General features: G+C 60.8%; 11 protein-coding genes and 1 pseudogene. 5 read left to right on the top strand and 7 right to left on the bottom strand.

The annotated features are described in order from the left end of the window. Positions 1-502 precede the first annotated feature (502 nt). Entirely contained in the window at positions 503-2,395 is a 1,893-nt protein-coding gene (locus tag H3V53_RS40325; RefSeq protein ID WP_336602586.1) for a methyl-accepting chemotaxis protein, read from the top strand. Positions 2,396-2,739: 344 nt separating this feature from the next. Here H3V53_RS40325 and H3V53_RS40320 read toward each other — a convergent pair whose 3' ends face one another. The 3 genes from H3V53_RS40320 to H3V53_RS40310 form a co-directional block, all read right to left on the bottom strand. Next, positions 2,740-3,117: a hypothetical protein gene (locus tag H3V53_RS40320; protein WP_336602585.1), complete on the bottom strand. Its 378-nt coding sequence runs from the start codon at positions 3,115-3,117 to the stop codon at positions 2,740-2,742. A 461-nt stretch (positions 3,118-3,578) separates the two neighbouring features. After that, the gene (locus H3V53_RS40315) at positions 3,579-4,811 is read right to left on the bottom strand and encodes an MFS transporter (RefSeq protein WP_336602584.1); all 1,233 of its coding nucleotides are present in this window, start codon (positions 4,809-4,811) and stop codon (positions 3,579-3,581) included. Between the two features lie 493 nt (positions 4,812-5,304). After that, entirely contained in the window at positions 5,305-6,219 is a 915-nt protein-coding gene (locus H3V53_RS40310) for a LysR family transcriptional regulator (protein ID WP_336602583.1), read from the bottom strand. A 181-nt stretch (positions 6,220-6,400) separates the two neighbouring features. Here H3V53_RS40310 and H3V53_RS40305 point away from each other — a divergent pair, with 181 nt between their 5' ends. The 3 genes from H3V53_RS40305 to H3V53_RS40295 are packed head-to-tail and all read left to right on the top strand — an operon-like array spanning position 6,401 to position 9,551. Next, positions 6,401-7,765, top strand: coding sequence for an MFS transporter (locus H3V53_RS40305; RefSeq protein WP_336602582.1), 1,365 nt, complete (start codon positions 6,401-6,403; stop codon positions 7,763-7,765). Then, positions 7,762-8,259 (top strand): GAF domain-containing protein, encoded by a 498-nt coding sequence (locus H3V53_RS40300; protein WP_336602581.1) that lies wholly within the window; start codon positions 7,762-7,764, stop codon positions 8,257-8,259. The genes H3V53_RS40305 and H3V53_RS40300 overlap by 4 nt, the downstream gene beginning before the upstream one ends. A 50-nt stretch (positions 8,260-8,309) precedes the next feature. After that, positions 8,310-9,551, top strand: coding sequence for a metal-dependent hydrolase family protein (locus H3V53_RS40295; protein WP_336602587.1), 1,242 nt, complete (start codon positions 8,310-8,312; stop codon positions 9,549-9,551). Between the two features lie 375 nt (positions 9,552-9,926). Here the strand turns inward: H3V53_RS40295 and H3V53_RS43910 are convergent, their stop codons facing one another. Both H3V53_RS43910 and H3V53_RS40290 read right to left on the bottom strand, forming a co-directional pair. Next, positions 9,927-10,037 carry a LysR family transcriptional regulator gene (locus tag H3V53_RS43910; RefSeq protein ID WP_419539736.1) on the bottom strand — a complete coding sequence of 37 codons (111 nt, stop codon included), beginning with the start codon at positions 10,035-10,037 and terminating at the stop codon, positions 9,927-9,929. 29 nt (positions 10,038-10,066) lie between these two features. Next, positions 10,067-10,459: a hypothetical protein gene (locus tag H3V53_RS40290; protein WP_336602580.1), complete on the bottom strand. Its 393-nt coding sequence runs from the start codon at positions 10,457-10,459 to the stop codon at positions 10,067-10,069. A 176-nt stretch (positions 10,460-10,635) separates the two neighbouring features. Between H3V53_RS40290 and H3V53_RS40285 the strand changes: the two genes are divergently transcribed. Continuing rightward, the gene (locus H3V53_RS40285; protein ID WP_336602579.1) at positions 10,636-11,400 is read left to right on the top strand and encodes a hypothetical protein; all 765 of its coding nucleotides are present in this window, start codon (positions 10,636-10,638) and stop codon (positions 11,398-11,400) included. 388 nt (positions 11,401-11,788) lie between these two features. Here the strand turns inward: H3V53_RS40285 and H3V53_RS40280 are convergent, their stop codons facing one another. After that, positions 11,789-14,500: an MGH1-like glycoside hydrolase domain-containing protein gene (locus H3V53_RS40280; protein WP_336602578.1), complete on the bottom strand. Its 2,712-nt coding sequence runs from the start codon at positions 14,498-14,500 to the stop codon at positions 11,789-11,791. Between the two features lie 107 nt (positions 14,501-14,607). Further along, positions 14,608-14,867: pseudogene (locus tag H3V53_RS40275) on the bottom strand (porin); the annotation flags it as partial.

The raw sequence follows: 14,867 nt of genomic DNA, 5'->3' as shown, positions 1-14,867 counted from the left end.
CCGCGACTGCACCGGCAGCCACCCCTACGGCTCCGTCCCCGACCGTCGCGACGCCAGCGCACAAGACGACGAAGCACATGCATAAAGTGAGTCACCACGGGCCGCACAAGAAGGCGGCGTTACAAGAGACGGCCTCGGCGTGAAGCATCAGAACCCTGCTTCGGCAGGGCTTTACGCATGAGGCAATCGACGCATTACATGTGCTTCGGAACTACGGATGTGGCGATATACCTCGCTCTCGACGTCGGGTTTGCGCCTGGCCAAACACCTGCGTTTTTGTTCCTTGAAGCGGTGAGCGTTCTGCGAGCGATTAGCGCAGAAGCGACAGGAACCTTCCCTCATGCGACGCCGGATGCTCCGGCAAAGATCTTTTTTATTATTTCCAAGAACTGACCCTCAAGCTCTCACAGGTTCTGCCGAAAACGAACTAGCCGTTCGCTCGAACCCCTTGGGGGCGGACGGCGCAGGGTCGCTTGATTCAGATAAGAGGCAGAGGTCATTCGTGAAGCTTACCAGTTCGATCGCTTTCAGGTTCAGCGCCGTGTCCGGTGCTGCGCTAGCCGTTACAGTGCTACTTCTCACAACCGTCGGCGCGCGCAATGTGCGGCAACAAGCTATCGACGAGTTCGAGCGGTCCAGTCACGAGCGAATCCTCCAGGCCGATGAATCGCTCGACAGCAACTTCACTGAGGTCGAACAGAACATTACCTATCTGGCCCAGACTTCCCAATTGAAAGCGGCCGATCAGAGCATCACCGACTACCTCACGCACGGCGGGCAGATGACGCCGGACGCAAACGGTGAAACCGAAAAGTCCATCTTTGCGCTGCTCAAGCAGTTCGGCGACGCACATCCCAACATGCGCTACCTCGATATCGGCACTCGCTGGGGCGGTTACGTGCAGTGGCCGATCGAACGCATGAACGGAGACCACTATGATCCTCGCGTGAGGCCATGGTATCAGTTGGCTCTCACGGCGCCCGATCGTGTGGTGAGACCTGCCCCCTATCTGAGCGCGGCCGGATCAGGTGGCGCCATCATATCCTTCGCCCGGGTCGTAAAAGACAGCAAGGGGGAAGTCCTGGGCACGCTCGAAGGCGACATTTCGCTTGAAGGCTTTGCACGTCTCACAAGTGGCATCCGGTTCGGCGACACGGGTTACCTGCTCGTGACGGACAACAACGGAAAAATCCTGATAGACCCGCGTGACAAGCAGCACGAATTCAAGGACCTAAAGGGTCTGGGCAGCGGATACGAGCAACTGGCAAATGCGGCCGACGGGCTCGCGTCCATCCAGATGAACAACGTTGCTTATCGATCGTTTGTTTATACGTCAGCGAGGAACGGCTGGAAGTACTTCGCCCTGGAGCCGGAGTCCGAGATGATGGCAGCAGCCAACCGGCTCACGTTGACGCTTGTCTCAACCGGGGCGCTTGTACTCGTTCTCGCGCTTGGGATCATGATTGTGGTGGGTCGCCGGATGACCGGACCTATTCGCAACCTCGCCCAGTCGATGCATGAAATCGCGGTCGGTGACGGCGATCTGACGCGGCGTCTTCCGATCGTCAGCGCCGATGAGGTTGGTCTTCTTGCCGGGCAGTTCAACGCGTTTGTCGAGAAGCTGCACAGCGTCATGATGAAGGTCACTGCGAGCAGCCGGCACCTGGGGCTTGCCGCTGGCGAAGTGTCCGCGGGCAACATCGATCTATCGTCGCGAACCGAACAGCAGGCGGCATCGCTAGAGCAAACAGCAGCGAGCATGGAGGAACTTGCAGGGACAGTGCGCGGAACTGCCGAACATGCGAAAAGCGCCAGTTCGGTCGCTGCCGGCGCCGTTGAAACGGCGCGACGCGGCAACGAAGCCGTGAACAAGGCTGCAAGCACAATTAATGCTGCGGTCGAGCAGTCCGGCCGGATCGAAGGCATCGTCGGTATGATCGAAGGGATCGCATTCCAGACGAATATACTTGCATTGAATGCCGCCGTCGAATCAGCGCGCGCGGGTGAAAGTGGTCGCGGCTTTGCGGTCGTCGCCGCCGAGGTCCGCAACCTTGCGCAGCGATCGACATCTGCGGCCAAAGAGATCAAGACCCTGTTGGAGTCGTCCGTCGAAAACGTGCAGGCGGGTGCTGAACAGGTTAATCTCGCAGGAAAAACGATTGCGGAATTGACGATGGCGATTTCTAACGTGGCCACGATTACCGGTGAAATCGCCAATTCGGCTGCAGAGCAAAGCCGTGCCATCGACGAGGTTAATCAGGCAGTATCGCTCATGGATCAGTCGACGCAGCAGAACGCTGCACTGGTTGAAGAGATCGCCGCAGCTTCGGAATCACTGAAGTCACAGGGTCATGAGCTTAATGCAACGGTTGGCTTCTTCAAACTCGAGGCGTAGTTGCGCGTCAGATATCCCCGTAAGGCAACATTGCATGGCGGTTACCTCGAGATCATCACCCGGCATGGAATTTTTCTCAAGCGCTCTTTCCGGCTACCGATAGCCGTTGCTCTGTTCGTAAGGCCCACGATCCAAATAATCAATTCGTCATACCTGACACAAAAATGATCCTGATGCCCGGACGGCGTCGGATGGCCTCTTTGGCGGGTTCAACGCCCGACCGTCCAGCAGGACGATATCCGTCAGAAGCGCGTCAATCTTTCCAGTCATCAGGACGCTCAGCCGTGTTTCTGCATCCGCAGCCTGACGCACTTCGTACCAGGCGAACAATCGCAAACTCATGATTATTCGGCCTTCACAAAGTCGAGAATCGTCGTCGCGCTTTCACCGTGCTCGGCCTTCAGCAGCAGGGAGCGGCGCACAACCGAATAGCTGCCGGTATAACCGTTGTTGTGTTCGAGCGCGCAGAAGATCGTCGTACTGTGTACGCCGGCGTCGAACCAGCCGCGCAAGAGCTCGCGAAACGGTTCAAGGGAGGAAATGCAGCTGCGCGCCACCTTCGGGTCGCGCCCAAAGATACCCGCCAGCTCCGCGTCATCCGGCAACGGACGCCCGGGATTAAGCCAGCCATGCGCGAGCGCGACCTGCCGTACTGTCTTGAGGTTGCTGCGTGCCATCAGGCGGGCGCCGGCAATGTCGCGGTCGGAATCGCCCTGGTGCATGCGCGCCAAACATTTCGAAACTTCTTCTACTCATCGGCCCTCCGCACAAAGACGCCGAAGGCACCGGCTTACGGAAGTTCGAAATGCATTTTAGGCTGCAGCCCGACATAAGCACGAGCCCGTCAAGTGGCCCGATCACGCCGATCCTGAGATGGCTCCAACACGCCGATCATGCACTGGCTCGATTACGGCGATCATGAAATGGCTCTAATACGCGATCCGTGACAGCACCGGCACCAACGTAGCATGTTTGCCCGCAGACCTCCCGCCGGAACTTGGAGCGGATGACGCCATCGCGCTCTTCAGCTCGCGCTCGACGTACGTCTCACCGCACGCCGACGATATCTACATGTTCGCCGACGCTTGGCATCCGACGACTCATCTGTAAAAACCGGGACTACATGGTGGGGCAGATAAAGACGTGGTTGCACAAATAGGTCAATGGCCGAGGCTCAACCGGATCAACGCGTCCTAGCCTCCGTGTGCAACTGAACATTCACATGCTCGCGCCGGCCAGCGGCATAGCCGAACCCGGCCGAGATCGCGCAGAGGGCCACGCACAGCACTGCCAGGCTCACCAGCGAGCCCGTGGCGCGGAGCAACGTACCGGCGATGAACGGACCGGTGGACGCAAGCAGATATCCGACGCCTTGAACCATGCTGGAGAGCTGCGCGGCCACGTGTGAATCCGTCGAACGTAACCCGATGACGGTGAGGGCGAGCATGAAGGAACTCCCTTGCGCGACGCCAAGCAACAGTGTCCAGCCCCACATCGTCGACAGAGGCGCGAAGAAACAACCTACCAGACTCACCGCAGTCAACGTCAATGCGACGACGTTTACCACGCGTTGATCCCGAACCCGCGAGATCAGGAAGGGCAGCATCAGGGACGCTGCAGCCTGAGCGATCACACTGAGCGACAGCATGAGCCCTGCGTCGACTGCGCTCATGCCCCGCATGCGCCAAACAGTCGGCAGCCAGCCGAATACGATGTAGGCAAGCGACGATTGCGAGCCCATGAAAAGGGTGACCTGCCATGCGAGCGGGTCTCGCCACAAACCGCGGACCACTCGATTGCCTCTTCCTGCATGAGATTCCACCGGAGGCAACTGTCCGAGCCACATGAGGAAGGCTAGTGCGGCAGGCAGCGCCCACAGCGCCAACGCCCATGCCCATGCATTACCGCCAGTGTCCCCGAGCACGCGTGCGATGGCGTTGGCGACGGGCGCTGTCGCTCCGGCAGCCGTGGCCGCGCCCACAGCCATCGAGGCGCTGTACAGGCCTGTCATCAGCGCCACATGATCCGGGAAATCGCGCTTCACGATGCCGGGCAGCAGTACGTTCATCAACCCAATCGAGAAGCAGGCGATGACCTGTCCGACATACAAAATCTGCCATGAAGGAACGACCCGCAACGCTATGCCCGCAGTGACGAGCACCAGCAGCACGAGGAGTGCCCGTTCGCTGCCAAGGCGCCGGGAAAGCATCGGCGCAAGTGGCCCGAACAGGCCAAAGCACAGCGAAGGAAGTGTCGTGAGCATGCTCGCACCGGCGGGCGTCAGGTGTGTCGCGCGAACCGCGTCGATGAGGATCGGGCCGACGCTCGTAATGGGCGTGCGCAGCGAAAATGCGATTAATACGAGGCTCGCTGCCAATGCAAGGCTGTGGGTACGGGAACGGTGTGGTTCGCTCACGATGCGATCTGGAGTGTGGAAACAAATGCGCCATGAAGATTTTGCCAAACGTTGGCCTTGGCGTCTCACCGTGACGCCGTTCGGATTTGCCCCTCACTTCCACACGCCGGCATTCGCCGGCGGCTGAAGCGCGGCACTTCCAGCGCGACCGCCATCAGCCGCTCACCCAGAGGCGATGCAAATCGACATCCGGCAAGCTATGAGTTTGCGTCGCAATGCTGTCGGTCGAGCTTCTGCCTCGCTTCCCGGAAGCGGCCCGCATTCTCGACGATCCAGGTCCACAGCGGGACCATACGAACGAGCATCTCTATGCCGTGGGACAGCTGGTACTCGACCTCTGCTGGCGGTGATGAAGGCTCGACTCTCGATCATGGCACTTGGATGCCGATTCGCGGCTTCGGCCGCAGCCTTGGGACGGGGAAGTCCCTTCTTTCATTCCATTACCCCGAATCGCAGATGATTCAGATTTTCTAAAACCTGAATCAGCGCAGGCTTAGGACGACGTGAACATATCGACCAGTTGATCGCGCAGCCAGCGATGCGCGGGCACTGTCTCGTTGCGTTGATGCCAGAACAGGCTGATCACGCGCTCCGGCGCTTCGATCGGCGCGCGCACGCTGACGAGATCGCCTGCCATCGCGCCGCGCTCGCACAAGTCGCGCGGCAGCACAGCGATCAGATCGCTGGCGCGAATGATTTCGCACGCGACCATATAGTGATTGACCGTCGCAACCAGGTTGCGCTTGAGGCCACGCGACGCCAGAAAGATATCGAACGAGGGCTGCGTCTGTCCCGCCAGACTGATGTCGACGTGGCTCGCGTTCAGGAAGCGTTTTGTGGTCAGCCGGCCGGGCGCGGCGAGCGGATGGCCGCGCCGCATCACGCACGCGTAGTCGACGCTCCATAGCGAGCGCGAGCGGATATGCGCGGGCGGCAGCGTCTCGTTCACATAAACGCCGATAAGGCAGTCGACACGATTGCCCTCCAGCAGCGCGGGCGCGTCGAGCAGAATGTTCGGCACGGTATGCCATTGCAGCAGCGGCGCGCTCTCGCCGAAGCGTTCGATCAGACGCGGCATCACTATCCCCGCCACATAGTCCGACATCGACAGGCTGAAGCTGAGTTGGGCGCTGCCGGGCGAAAAGGTCTCCTCGTCGAGCGCTGCGCGAATGCGGCTCAACGAATCCCCGACCGGCCCCCAAAGCGCCATCGCGCGTTGCGTCGGCGTGACGCCTGCGCCGGTGCGGATAAAGAGCGGGTCGTCGAACGCTTCGCGCAGGCGGCTCAGCGCGTTGCTGACCGCAGGCTGCGTGAGCGACAGCTTGCTGGCCGCGCGCGTCACCGCGCCTTCCGTCATCAGCGCTTCGAACACCTTCAGCAGGTTCAGATCGAGCGAACGGAAACTCATGGTCGATCCATTCACGATATCAATATACGGAATCAAGGATATAAATATTTATGACGTTCGGCAAGCCATAGAATCGGGCTCACGTCGGGCCGCACGCACCCGGCTTAACGCCGGGCTTCACACCTGACCTCCATCCACATCGCGCTGACGCGCAGGGTTGCCGAGACTCAAGGAGCACAATGTGTCAACTGTTTCTGCACGCATCGAACGTCTACCGTTTGGACGCTTTCACGGGCACCTGCTGTTGATGGGCGGTCTGGGCTACGCATTCGACGCGATGGACGCCGCCGCCGTTGCGTTCGTCCTGCCCGTGTTGCGGCATGACTGGAGTCTGTCCAGCGTGCAAACGGGTGTGCTCGGCAGCGGCAACTTCATCGGCTTCTTTTTCGGCGCACTGCTCGCGGGCACGCTCGGCGATCTGATCGGGCGGCGCAAGGTGATGATGTCGGCGCTGCTGATCTACTGCGTGGCGTCCGTCGTCAGCGCGATGACCAACGCGTGGCCGACCTTTCTCGCGTCGCGCATCATCGCGGGCATGGGCACGGGTGCCGAGAGCGCGATCATCGCGCCTTATCTCGCGGAGTTCGTCGCCAAACGCTATCGCGGCATCTTCACGGGCGCATTGGCGGGGTTTTTCTCGTTCGGCTTCGTCGCGGCCGCGCTGCTTGGCTACTTCATCGTGCCCGCGTTCGATGCGGGCTGGCGCGTCGTGCTGCTCATCACGGCAGTGCCGATCCTGATGTTATTGTGGTGGCGGCGTTCGTTGCCCGAATCGCCGCGCTGGCTGGAAAGCCGCGGCCGCACGGACGAAGCGACGCGCGTGCTCGACCACATTGAAGCGAGCTTCGCGGCGCGCGGCATTCCACTGCCCGAACCGGAGCGTGTCGAAGTGGGCACCGCGCAGCCGATGCCCACCGGCACGCTGGCCGCGAATTTGCGCACGCTATGGGCAGGACGCCAGGCGCGCATCACGACGATGAGTTGGTTGATGTGGCTGTCGATTACCTTCAGCTACTACGCGTTTTTCACGTGGATTCCGGGCCTGCTCGTGCAGCATGGCATGAGCATCACGCGCAGCTTCGGCTATTCCGTTGCGATGTATGTCGCACAGGTGCCGGGCTATTTCAGCGCGTCGTGGTTCAACGAGCGCATCGGACGCCAGGCGACCATCGCCACGTACATGCTGCTGGGCTGCGTGTGCGCGCTCGGCATGGCGTTCGCGCGCACGAATGAAGAGATCATGGCGGCGGGCATCGGACTGTCGTTCTTCATGAACGGCACCTATGCAGGCGTGTACGCGTACACGGCAGAAGTCTTCCCGACTGCGGTACGAACGACGGGCGCGGGCACGGCATCGGCGATCGGACGCATCGGCGCGATCGTGTCCCCGATTCTGGTCGGCTATCTGTATCCGAACTTCGGTTTCGCGGGCGTATTCGGTGTGACCACGGTCGTGCTGCTGCTCGGCGCAATCGCCGTGGTCGTGATGGGCGTGCCGACGCGCGGTCGTTCGCTCGAAGACATCGCCGCGGGAGAAGCGGCATGACAGGCGCAAGCGAACCGCTATTGCAGGCGTTAGTCGCGCTCGCGGATGCGCAGGCGGACGAAGATCAACCGGCCACGCTTTATCGCGCGCTCGATGCCGTCCTTGCGCAAACCATCGGCCACACGCTCTTCACGGTCCTGCGTTACGACGTTGCGACGCACGAGTCGGCGCGCATCTACAGCAACATGCCGCGCGCGTATCCGACGGCCGCGAAAAAGCCGCTGTCGGGCGGCAACTGGACCGAGATCGTACTGACGCGCGGCGAAGCGTTCATCGGCAGAACGCCGGACGATCTGCGCGCGGTGTTCGCGGATCACGAACTGATTGCATCGCTCGGTTGCGAAAGCGTGTTGAACGTGCCCGTGCGCTGGAAAGGACGCACGCTGGCGTCGTTGAATCTGCTGCATACGCGAGGCTGGTATCGGGACGAACATGTTCCGATCGCACAGTCGCTCGCGCAATACGCGTTGCCGGCACTGCTCGCCGACGCCTGATCGCGGCCGCTGATTGCCGCCGAACCATCGACCAAACCGTGGGGACACAAGTGGACAGCATTCTCTTCACCAACGCCGCATTGCTCGATGTCGAACACGGCGAATTGCGCGAAGCGCATCACGTGCTCGTCGAAAACGGGCTCATCAAGGAAGTGTCCGACCGGCCGCTAAACAGCGCTTCCGCGCGCACGATCGATCTGCGCGGCAAAACGCTGATGCCGGGTTTGATCGATCTGCATGTGCACGTGGTGGCCGTGCAGTTGAACCTGTCGCAGCAGGTGCACATGCCGAACGTGCTCGTCACGTTGCGCTCCGTGCCCATCATGAAGGCGATGCTGCGGCGCGGCTTCACGACAGTGCGCGACGCGGGCGGAGCGGGCTATCCGCACAAACAGGCCGTGGAAAGCGGCCTGGCCGTCGGGCCGCGCCTGTTCGTGGCGGGCCGCGCGCTCAGTCAAACGGGCGGTCATGGCGACATGCGCGCGCGTTCGGACTACCTCGGCGACAGCGCGCCGTGCGGCTGCTGCGTGCGCGTCGGTGCGTTGGCGCGCGTCGCCGACGGTGTCGATGAAGTGCGCCGCGCGGCGCGCGAGGAATTGCAGATGGGCGCCGATCATCTGAAGATCATGGCGTCGGGCGGCGTCGCGTCACCGACTGACCCCGTGGGCGCGTTCGGCTATGCCGAAGACGAAGTGCGCGCGATCGTCGAGGAAGCGCGCGCCCGCCAGACCTATGTGATGGCGCACGCGTACACGGCCGACGCGATTGCACGTGTCGTGCGATGGGGCGTGCGCACGATCGAGCACGGCAATCTGGTCGATGCGCCCACGGCGAAGCTGATGGCCGAGATGGGCGCGTATGTCATACCGACGCTCGTCACGTACGAAGCGCTCGCGTCGGAAGGCGCCCAATATGGTCTGGGCGAAGAAAGCGTCGCGAAGATCGCCGATGTGCGCGAGGCGGGACTGCGTTCACTCGAGATCTATCGCGATGCGGGCGTGAAGATCGGCTTCGGCTCCGATCTGCTCGGGCCGTCACAGCGTTTGCAAAGCGAAGAATTCCGCATTCGCGCCGACGTGCTCGGCAATGCGGCGACGCTCGCCTGCGCGACTACGACGGCGGCCGACGTGCTCGGGCTAACCGGCAAGCTCGGACGCATCGCAGCAGGCGCATGGGCCGATCTGATCGTCGTCGACGGCGATCCGCTGCGTGACATCGCGTGTCTGCAGGGGCAAGGCGAGCGGATTCCCCTCGTGATGAAGGGTGGCGTGATCCAGTTCGACGAACTGTGACGGGCCGGCCGGTTTCGACGGCCGCGAGTGTCTACCACGCCTGCAGCCGCGCATCGGCAGCGAGCGGAATCGGTGCAAGCTCCTCCACCAGCAAAGCGATCAATGTCCGCGGCAGAGCGCGCCGCGCGGCCGGTCGGTCGGAAACACCGCGTGAATACCTATCGGTTCGGGTTGTCAGTCTCCGAGAATGGGTACAAGCCAGCCATCCGCGATCTCGCGGCAGCACCCCACGGGAGTTCGTTCACAAGCCCCGCGCTAACGGCCCCGCAGTTCGAATGAGCCCCGCGCGGCATGATCCGCTTCTTCAAGCGCGTCCCGTATCACTTCGGCGCGCGTCTGGTAGTAGATGCCCGCATGTGGCATGCTTGATCGCCCTCACGAACGGCGCCGCGCCCGCGTCCGCTCCAGTTCGCAGATCTGCCGGGACACGGACGGCTGGCTGATGCACAGTTCCCGCCCCGCCTTCGTGAAGCCCGCGGCGTGCATGCGATGGGTGTGAACAGTTTCGACACCCGCTAGTTGTCCAGAAACTGCTGGGCGAGCTCCATGCTGACTCCGCATTCACCAGCGCGATTCGCGCAAACTCGAACATGCAGTCGAAGAACCTCCGCTACATCGTGACGCCCTCGATCGACGACGTCGTCGCCGCGCCTGCTCACTTGGCCGCCGACGCATTTCGGCGCGACGCTGGAATGGGCAATCACGGATTCCAGCGGCAAGCATGTGACGAAGAAGGACGTGATGGCTCGGACCACGCCGTAATCAGCGAGCTCAAGCGTAACCTTCTCGCACAGTTGACTTTTCGGGGAGTTGAGGGCGCCGAAATTGCGCACGCCGTCGTCGACGGTTTTTATGTCGAACCAGCTCGGCTTCTCAATGCCGATGGTGCGCGGGAGCTGGACCGTCACACGTACTACTTCAGTCGCCGCGTATCGCTGCCTGACGCCATGAACGATTCCCGAGGCGACTGGAAATCGACCCGCTTGGTGAACCGAAACGCAGGTAATAGTTCTACCCGCCGTTTTCACGGCGCCTCGTTAAATCGATCTCTGTACACTTCAGGTTGGCGGCCACGCTGCTTAACATGAACAATATTCACACTCGCTGCAGGTTACGGCAGATGCTGAGTATGAGTCCATCATCGAAGAACTGGCAACTTCAGTGGAAAGACCCGAACAGGCGTCGGAGAGCCCCCCGCGCCGCGGCCGTCGCGGGTCTCGTCTTTTCTTTCTTGCTGATTGCAAGCCTTTTGCTGCTGCGGCCTTCTGTCCCGGATAGTCCCTTAGACGCGGGACAGTGGCTCTTGAAAAGTTCGGGTAGGGTCGCCGTTGCGGTCAACCTGCTGCCGTTCACTGGCATTGCCTTTCTCTGGTTCATTGCTGTGCTGCGGGAGCGTCTCGGAGATCGCGAGGATCGCTTCTTTACTACGGTGTTCCTGGGCAGCGGTCTCCTCTTCCTGGGGATGATGTTTGTCGCTGCCGCCTTCGTCGGTGGGATTGTGGCCGCGTATAACATCGGGACCGATCGACTTCCAGGTTCGATCACATTCACCGTCGCGCGAGAGTTTGCATACGAAGCCACGAATCTTTACGCAGTCCGCATGGCCGCAGTTTTCACAATGGCTACCAGTACACTTGCTCTGCTTACTGGCTTCGTTTCGCGCTGGATTGCGTTTATTGGATACGCCGTCGCGGTCGCGTTGCTCTCTGCCGGTCGCACCGTAGATTGGATCGTGCTTCTTTTTCCGATCTGGGTAGTCCTTCTCAGTCTTCACATCCTGGTCGACAATTTCGGCGTACCGCCGAAGGTCAGCGGAGCGACTCTGAGACGAATGGCGACGCTTGATTGAACGCAGGCTCCGGCGTACCTGGTCGCAGCCTGTCGTTTCTGTAAATTTAAGGGTTGCACCGTATTGGCTCCAACGACTGGGATACGTCGCCACATGGCAGCCACCATCGCGTAGCCGCGTGCAGCCGCGTAATGAGGGCCCGGCCGGAATTGCCGGCGCGGCGTGTTCTCCGGGTGGGAATCCGGTGAGCAGTCTTCGTCTCCGCTTCCATGGGCGACCGGACAAAGATGATTGTCGTGATGTCTGGCGGCGTGTCGCCGAGATGCCGGCCAATCCGCATCTTTTGCATACACCTCTCATCTGATACGGGGCAGTAAGTGCATGTCTATGAGCCACGCCGCGTTGCAACGATTATTCTCCGTCGCGACCGCCCATTTGATCCGTCCACCTATTTGCCGACGGCTCCTGCCATCACGCGCCAGCGGTCGCTTTCGAGGACGGTTTGAGCGTCGACACGCCCGAACAGGTCCAGGAGGGGAGCGATAAGGCCCGTCCAGCCCGTCTGGTGACTCGCACCAAGTCCCGCGCCGTTGTCGCCGTGGAAATACTCATAGAACAGGAGGAGGTCACGCCAATGTGGGTCGTCCTGGAACTTAGCCGTCCCGCCGTAGACAGGGCGCCTCCCGTTCGCATCGCGCAGAAACGTACCTGTCAGCCGGCGGACAATCTCTTGCGCCGCCTCGAACAGCGTCATGTGCCGCCCCGACCCGGTCGGGCATTGAACCTTGAACTCATCACCGAAAAAGCCGTAGAGATTCATCAGCGCCCGGATTATCAGCAGATTCACCGGCATCCACACAGGACCGCGCCAGTTTGAGTTCCCTCCGAACATCCCTGTATTCGATTCTGCGGGCAGGTACTGCACCCTGTAATCCAGTCCTCCGATATTGAGTACGTACGGATGCTCGAGATGGTAACGAGATAGCGAACGAATGCCATATGGTCCAAGGAATTCGTTCTCATCAAGCAGATATCCAAGCACGCGCTCGAGTTTCCGCATGTTGAGGATCGACAGGAGCCTGCGTTGGCGATGGCCGATGAAACCTGCATCCGTAGGAGCCACATGGGCGAGCAGCTCAGGGTAGCGCTTTCTGAATTGATCGATCAGTTCCATCAGCTTCGGATGACGCGTGACCGAGTCTGCCTCGAACACCGTCGACGCGCACAGCGGCAGCAGCCCTACCATCGACCTTATCTTGAGGCGCATGGTCCGGCCGTCGGGGAGCCGCATCAGATCGTAGAAAAAGCCGTCCTGCTCATCCCACATCGCATCGGGATGTTCCCCGCGCCGGTCCATCGCATAGGCGATCCACATGAAATGCTGGACGAACCTGAACGCGATCTCCTCGTACATCGGATCGTATTCGGTCAGGATGATTGCAATCTCCAGCATGCATTGGCAATAGAACGCCATCCACGCTGTGCCGTCCGCCTGCTCCAGAGTTCCGCCCGTCGGCAGCTGCGCGCTGCGATCGAATACACCGATGTTGTCCAGCCCCAGAAAGCCGCCTGCGAAGACATTGCGGCCCGATGGGTCCTTGCGATTTACCCACCAGTTGAAATTCAACAGCAGTCCCTGAAACGAACGCTCGAGAAAGCGCGGATCGGGCCGCCCCAGTGCTTTCCCGTACTTGTAGAGCCAGAGAGTGGCAGCAGCATGTACAGGGGGGTTCACATCGCTAAAGTTCCACTCATAGGCCGGAATCTGGCCGCTCGGGTGGACATACAGTGTCCGCAACATCAGCAGCAACTGGTCCTGTGCGAATGTGAAATCGACTAGCGCCAAAGAAATCGTGTGGAAAGCGAGATCCCATGCCGCATACCACGGGTACTCCCACTTGTCCGGCATGGAGATCACGTCCGCATTCAACATGTGGAACCACGCGGTATTACGTACGTCGCGCCGCCCACCTTCGAGCAACGGATGACTACCATGCTCGCGCAGCCACATTTCAAGGTCGAAGTAGTAGTACTGCTTGCTCCACAACATACCGGCCAAAGCCTGACGGTGTACCCGACGCCCGTCTTCCGTCAGCGACTTCGGCGCGATGCGCTCATAGAATTCGTCCGCATCTGCAACCCGCTCCATGAAGGTGTTCTCGAAGCGGTCGAAGGTGTCGCGGTCCCCTTTTACGGCCGTCAGGCGCAGCTTGATCGTTGCGCTGCCCCCGCCGGCCACGTCGCACACGTAATGGGCTGCCGCCTTGGTTCCCGTCCTGGCGGGATTGACGGCTTCGCGCCGCCCTGCAATGACGTAATCATGGAATGCATCCTTCACATACGGCGACACGTTCGGTTGATTCCACAGACGCTCTGCGTTGCTTTCGTTTTCCGTGAAGAGTAGTTCCGTGACGCCTTCGCAATAGAGCCAGTAGTCGCCCAGTTCGTGATGTGTCGCGCGAATGACGCCTTGACCCGCCTCGCACAATGATGGCCTGCAATCGTCGTGGCCCCACGACCAGGTATTGCGAAACCATAGCGTTGGCAGGACTCGCAGCCGCGCCCTGTCCCGTGCGCGGTTATGCACCGAAATGCGCACGAAGATGTCTTCCGGACCCGCCTTGGCGTATTCGACGAACACGTCGAAATACCGATCGTCATCAAAGACGCCAGTATCGAGCAGTTCATATTCGAGTTCGTCCCGCGAGCGCTTCCGGTTGGTTTCGACCAGGCTCCGGTACGGATATTCGCGTTGCGGATACTTGTACAGATACTTCATGTACGAGTGTGTGGGGGTGCTGTCGACGTAGAAGTAATACTCCTTCACGTCCTCGCCATGATTGCCCTCGCTATTGGTGAGGCCGAAGAGGCGCTCCTTCAATATTGGGTCGCACTCATTCCATAGGGCAAGTGCGAAGCACAGCCGCTGCTGGTCGTCGCAGAATCCGCCGAGTCCATCTTCTCCCCATCGATAGGCCCGGGAGCGTGAATGATCATGGGTGAAATAGCCCCAGGCATCCCCGTTTTGGCTGTAGTCCTCGCGGACCGTTCCCCACTGGCGCTCGCTTAGGTACGGACCCCACTTCTTCCACGGTACTTGCGCCACGCGGGCGTCGTGCAAGCGCCCTTCTTCCACTCCATCGGCCATTACAGGACACATGCTCTGCCTCCGTAACGGCGGATGAACTCGGGTTCAATATGCACAAGACGCATGGCAGACGTAAGGACGCCCATGACCCCATCCTGTCCGCGTGCCCGGTTTGCGGCTTAAAACCGGTGACGCAGGCCGATAGTCGCTTCCACCTGGTTGTTCGTTGATGACGGTGCGCTCACGCCGTTAATCCAGGCGACCCCGAGTGGGGAGTCGCTGCTCGCACTAAGTCCTTGCCAGGTTCCCTGTATGTACACGTCCGTGCGCCGCGAGAAAATGTAGTCGGCCATCGCGCTCACCTGGTTCCAGTGCGGGCTGCCGCTGCCTGCGTTACCGCCCGCGCGCGAATAGGTATAGGCAGCCGAGAGTTCAACGG

It is taken from the genome of Paraburkholderia bengalensis (assembly GCF_037126505.1).
Classification (GTDB): domain Bacteria; phylum Pseudomonadota; class Gammaproteobacteria; order Burkholderiales; family Burkholderiaceae; genus Paraburkholderia; species Paraburkholderia bengalensis.
The sequence above is the reverse complement of the archived record's forward strand: the minus strand, read 5'-3'. Positions and strand labels throughout refer to the sequence as shown.

Excerpts from the sequence above, each read along its gene's own strand:
- H3V53_RS43910 (WP_419539736.1), bottom strand. The coding sequence starts at position 10,037 with ATGCACGCCGCGGGCTTCACGAAGGCGGGGCGGGAACTGTGCATCAGC.
- H3V53_RS40310 (WP_336602583.1), bottom strand. The coding sequence starts at position 6,219 with ATGAGTTTCCGTTCGCTCGATCTGAACCTGCTGAAGGTGTTCGAAGCG.
- H3V53_RS40280 (WP_336602578.1), bottom strand. The coding sequence starts at position 14,500 with ATGTGTCCTGTAATGGCCGATGGAGTGGAAGAAGGGCGCTTGCACGAC.
- H3V53_RS40320 (WP_336602585.1), bottom strand. The coding sequence starts at position 3,117 with ATGCACCAGGGCGATTCCGACCGCGACATTGCCGGCGCCCGCCTGATG.
- H3V53_RS40300 (WP_336602581.1), top strand. The coding sequence starts at position 7,762 with ATGACAGGCGCAAGCGAACCGCTATTGCAGGCGTTAGTCGCGCTCGCG.
- H3V53_RS40285 (WP_336602579.1), top strand. The coding sequence starts at position 10,636 with ATGAACAATATTCACACTCGCTGCAGGTTACGGCAGATGCTGAGTATG.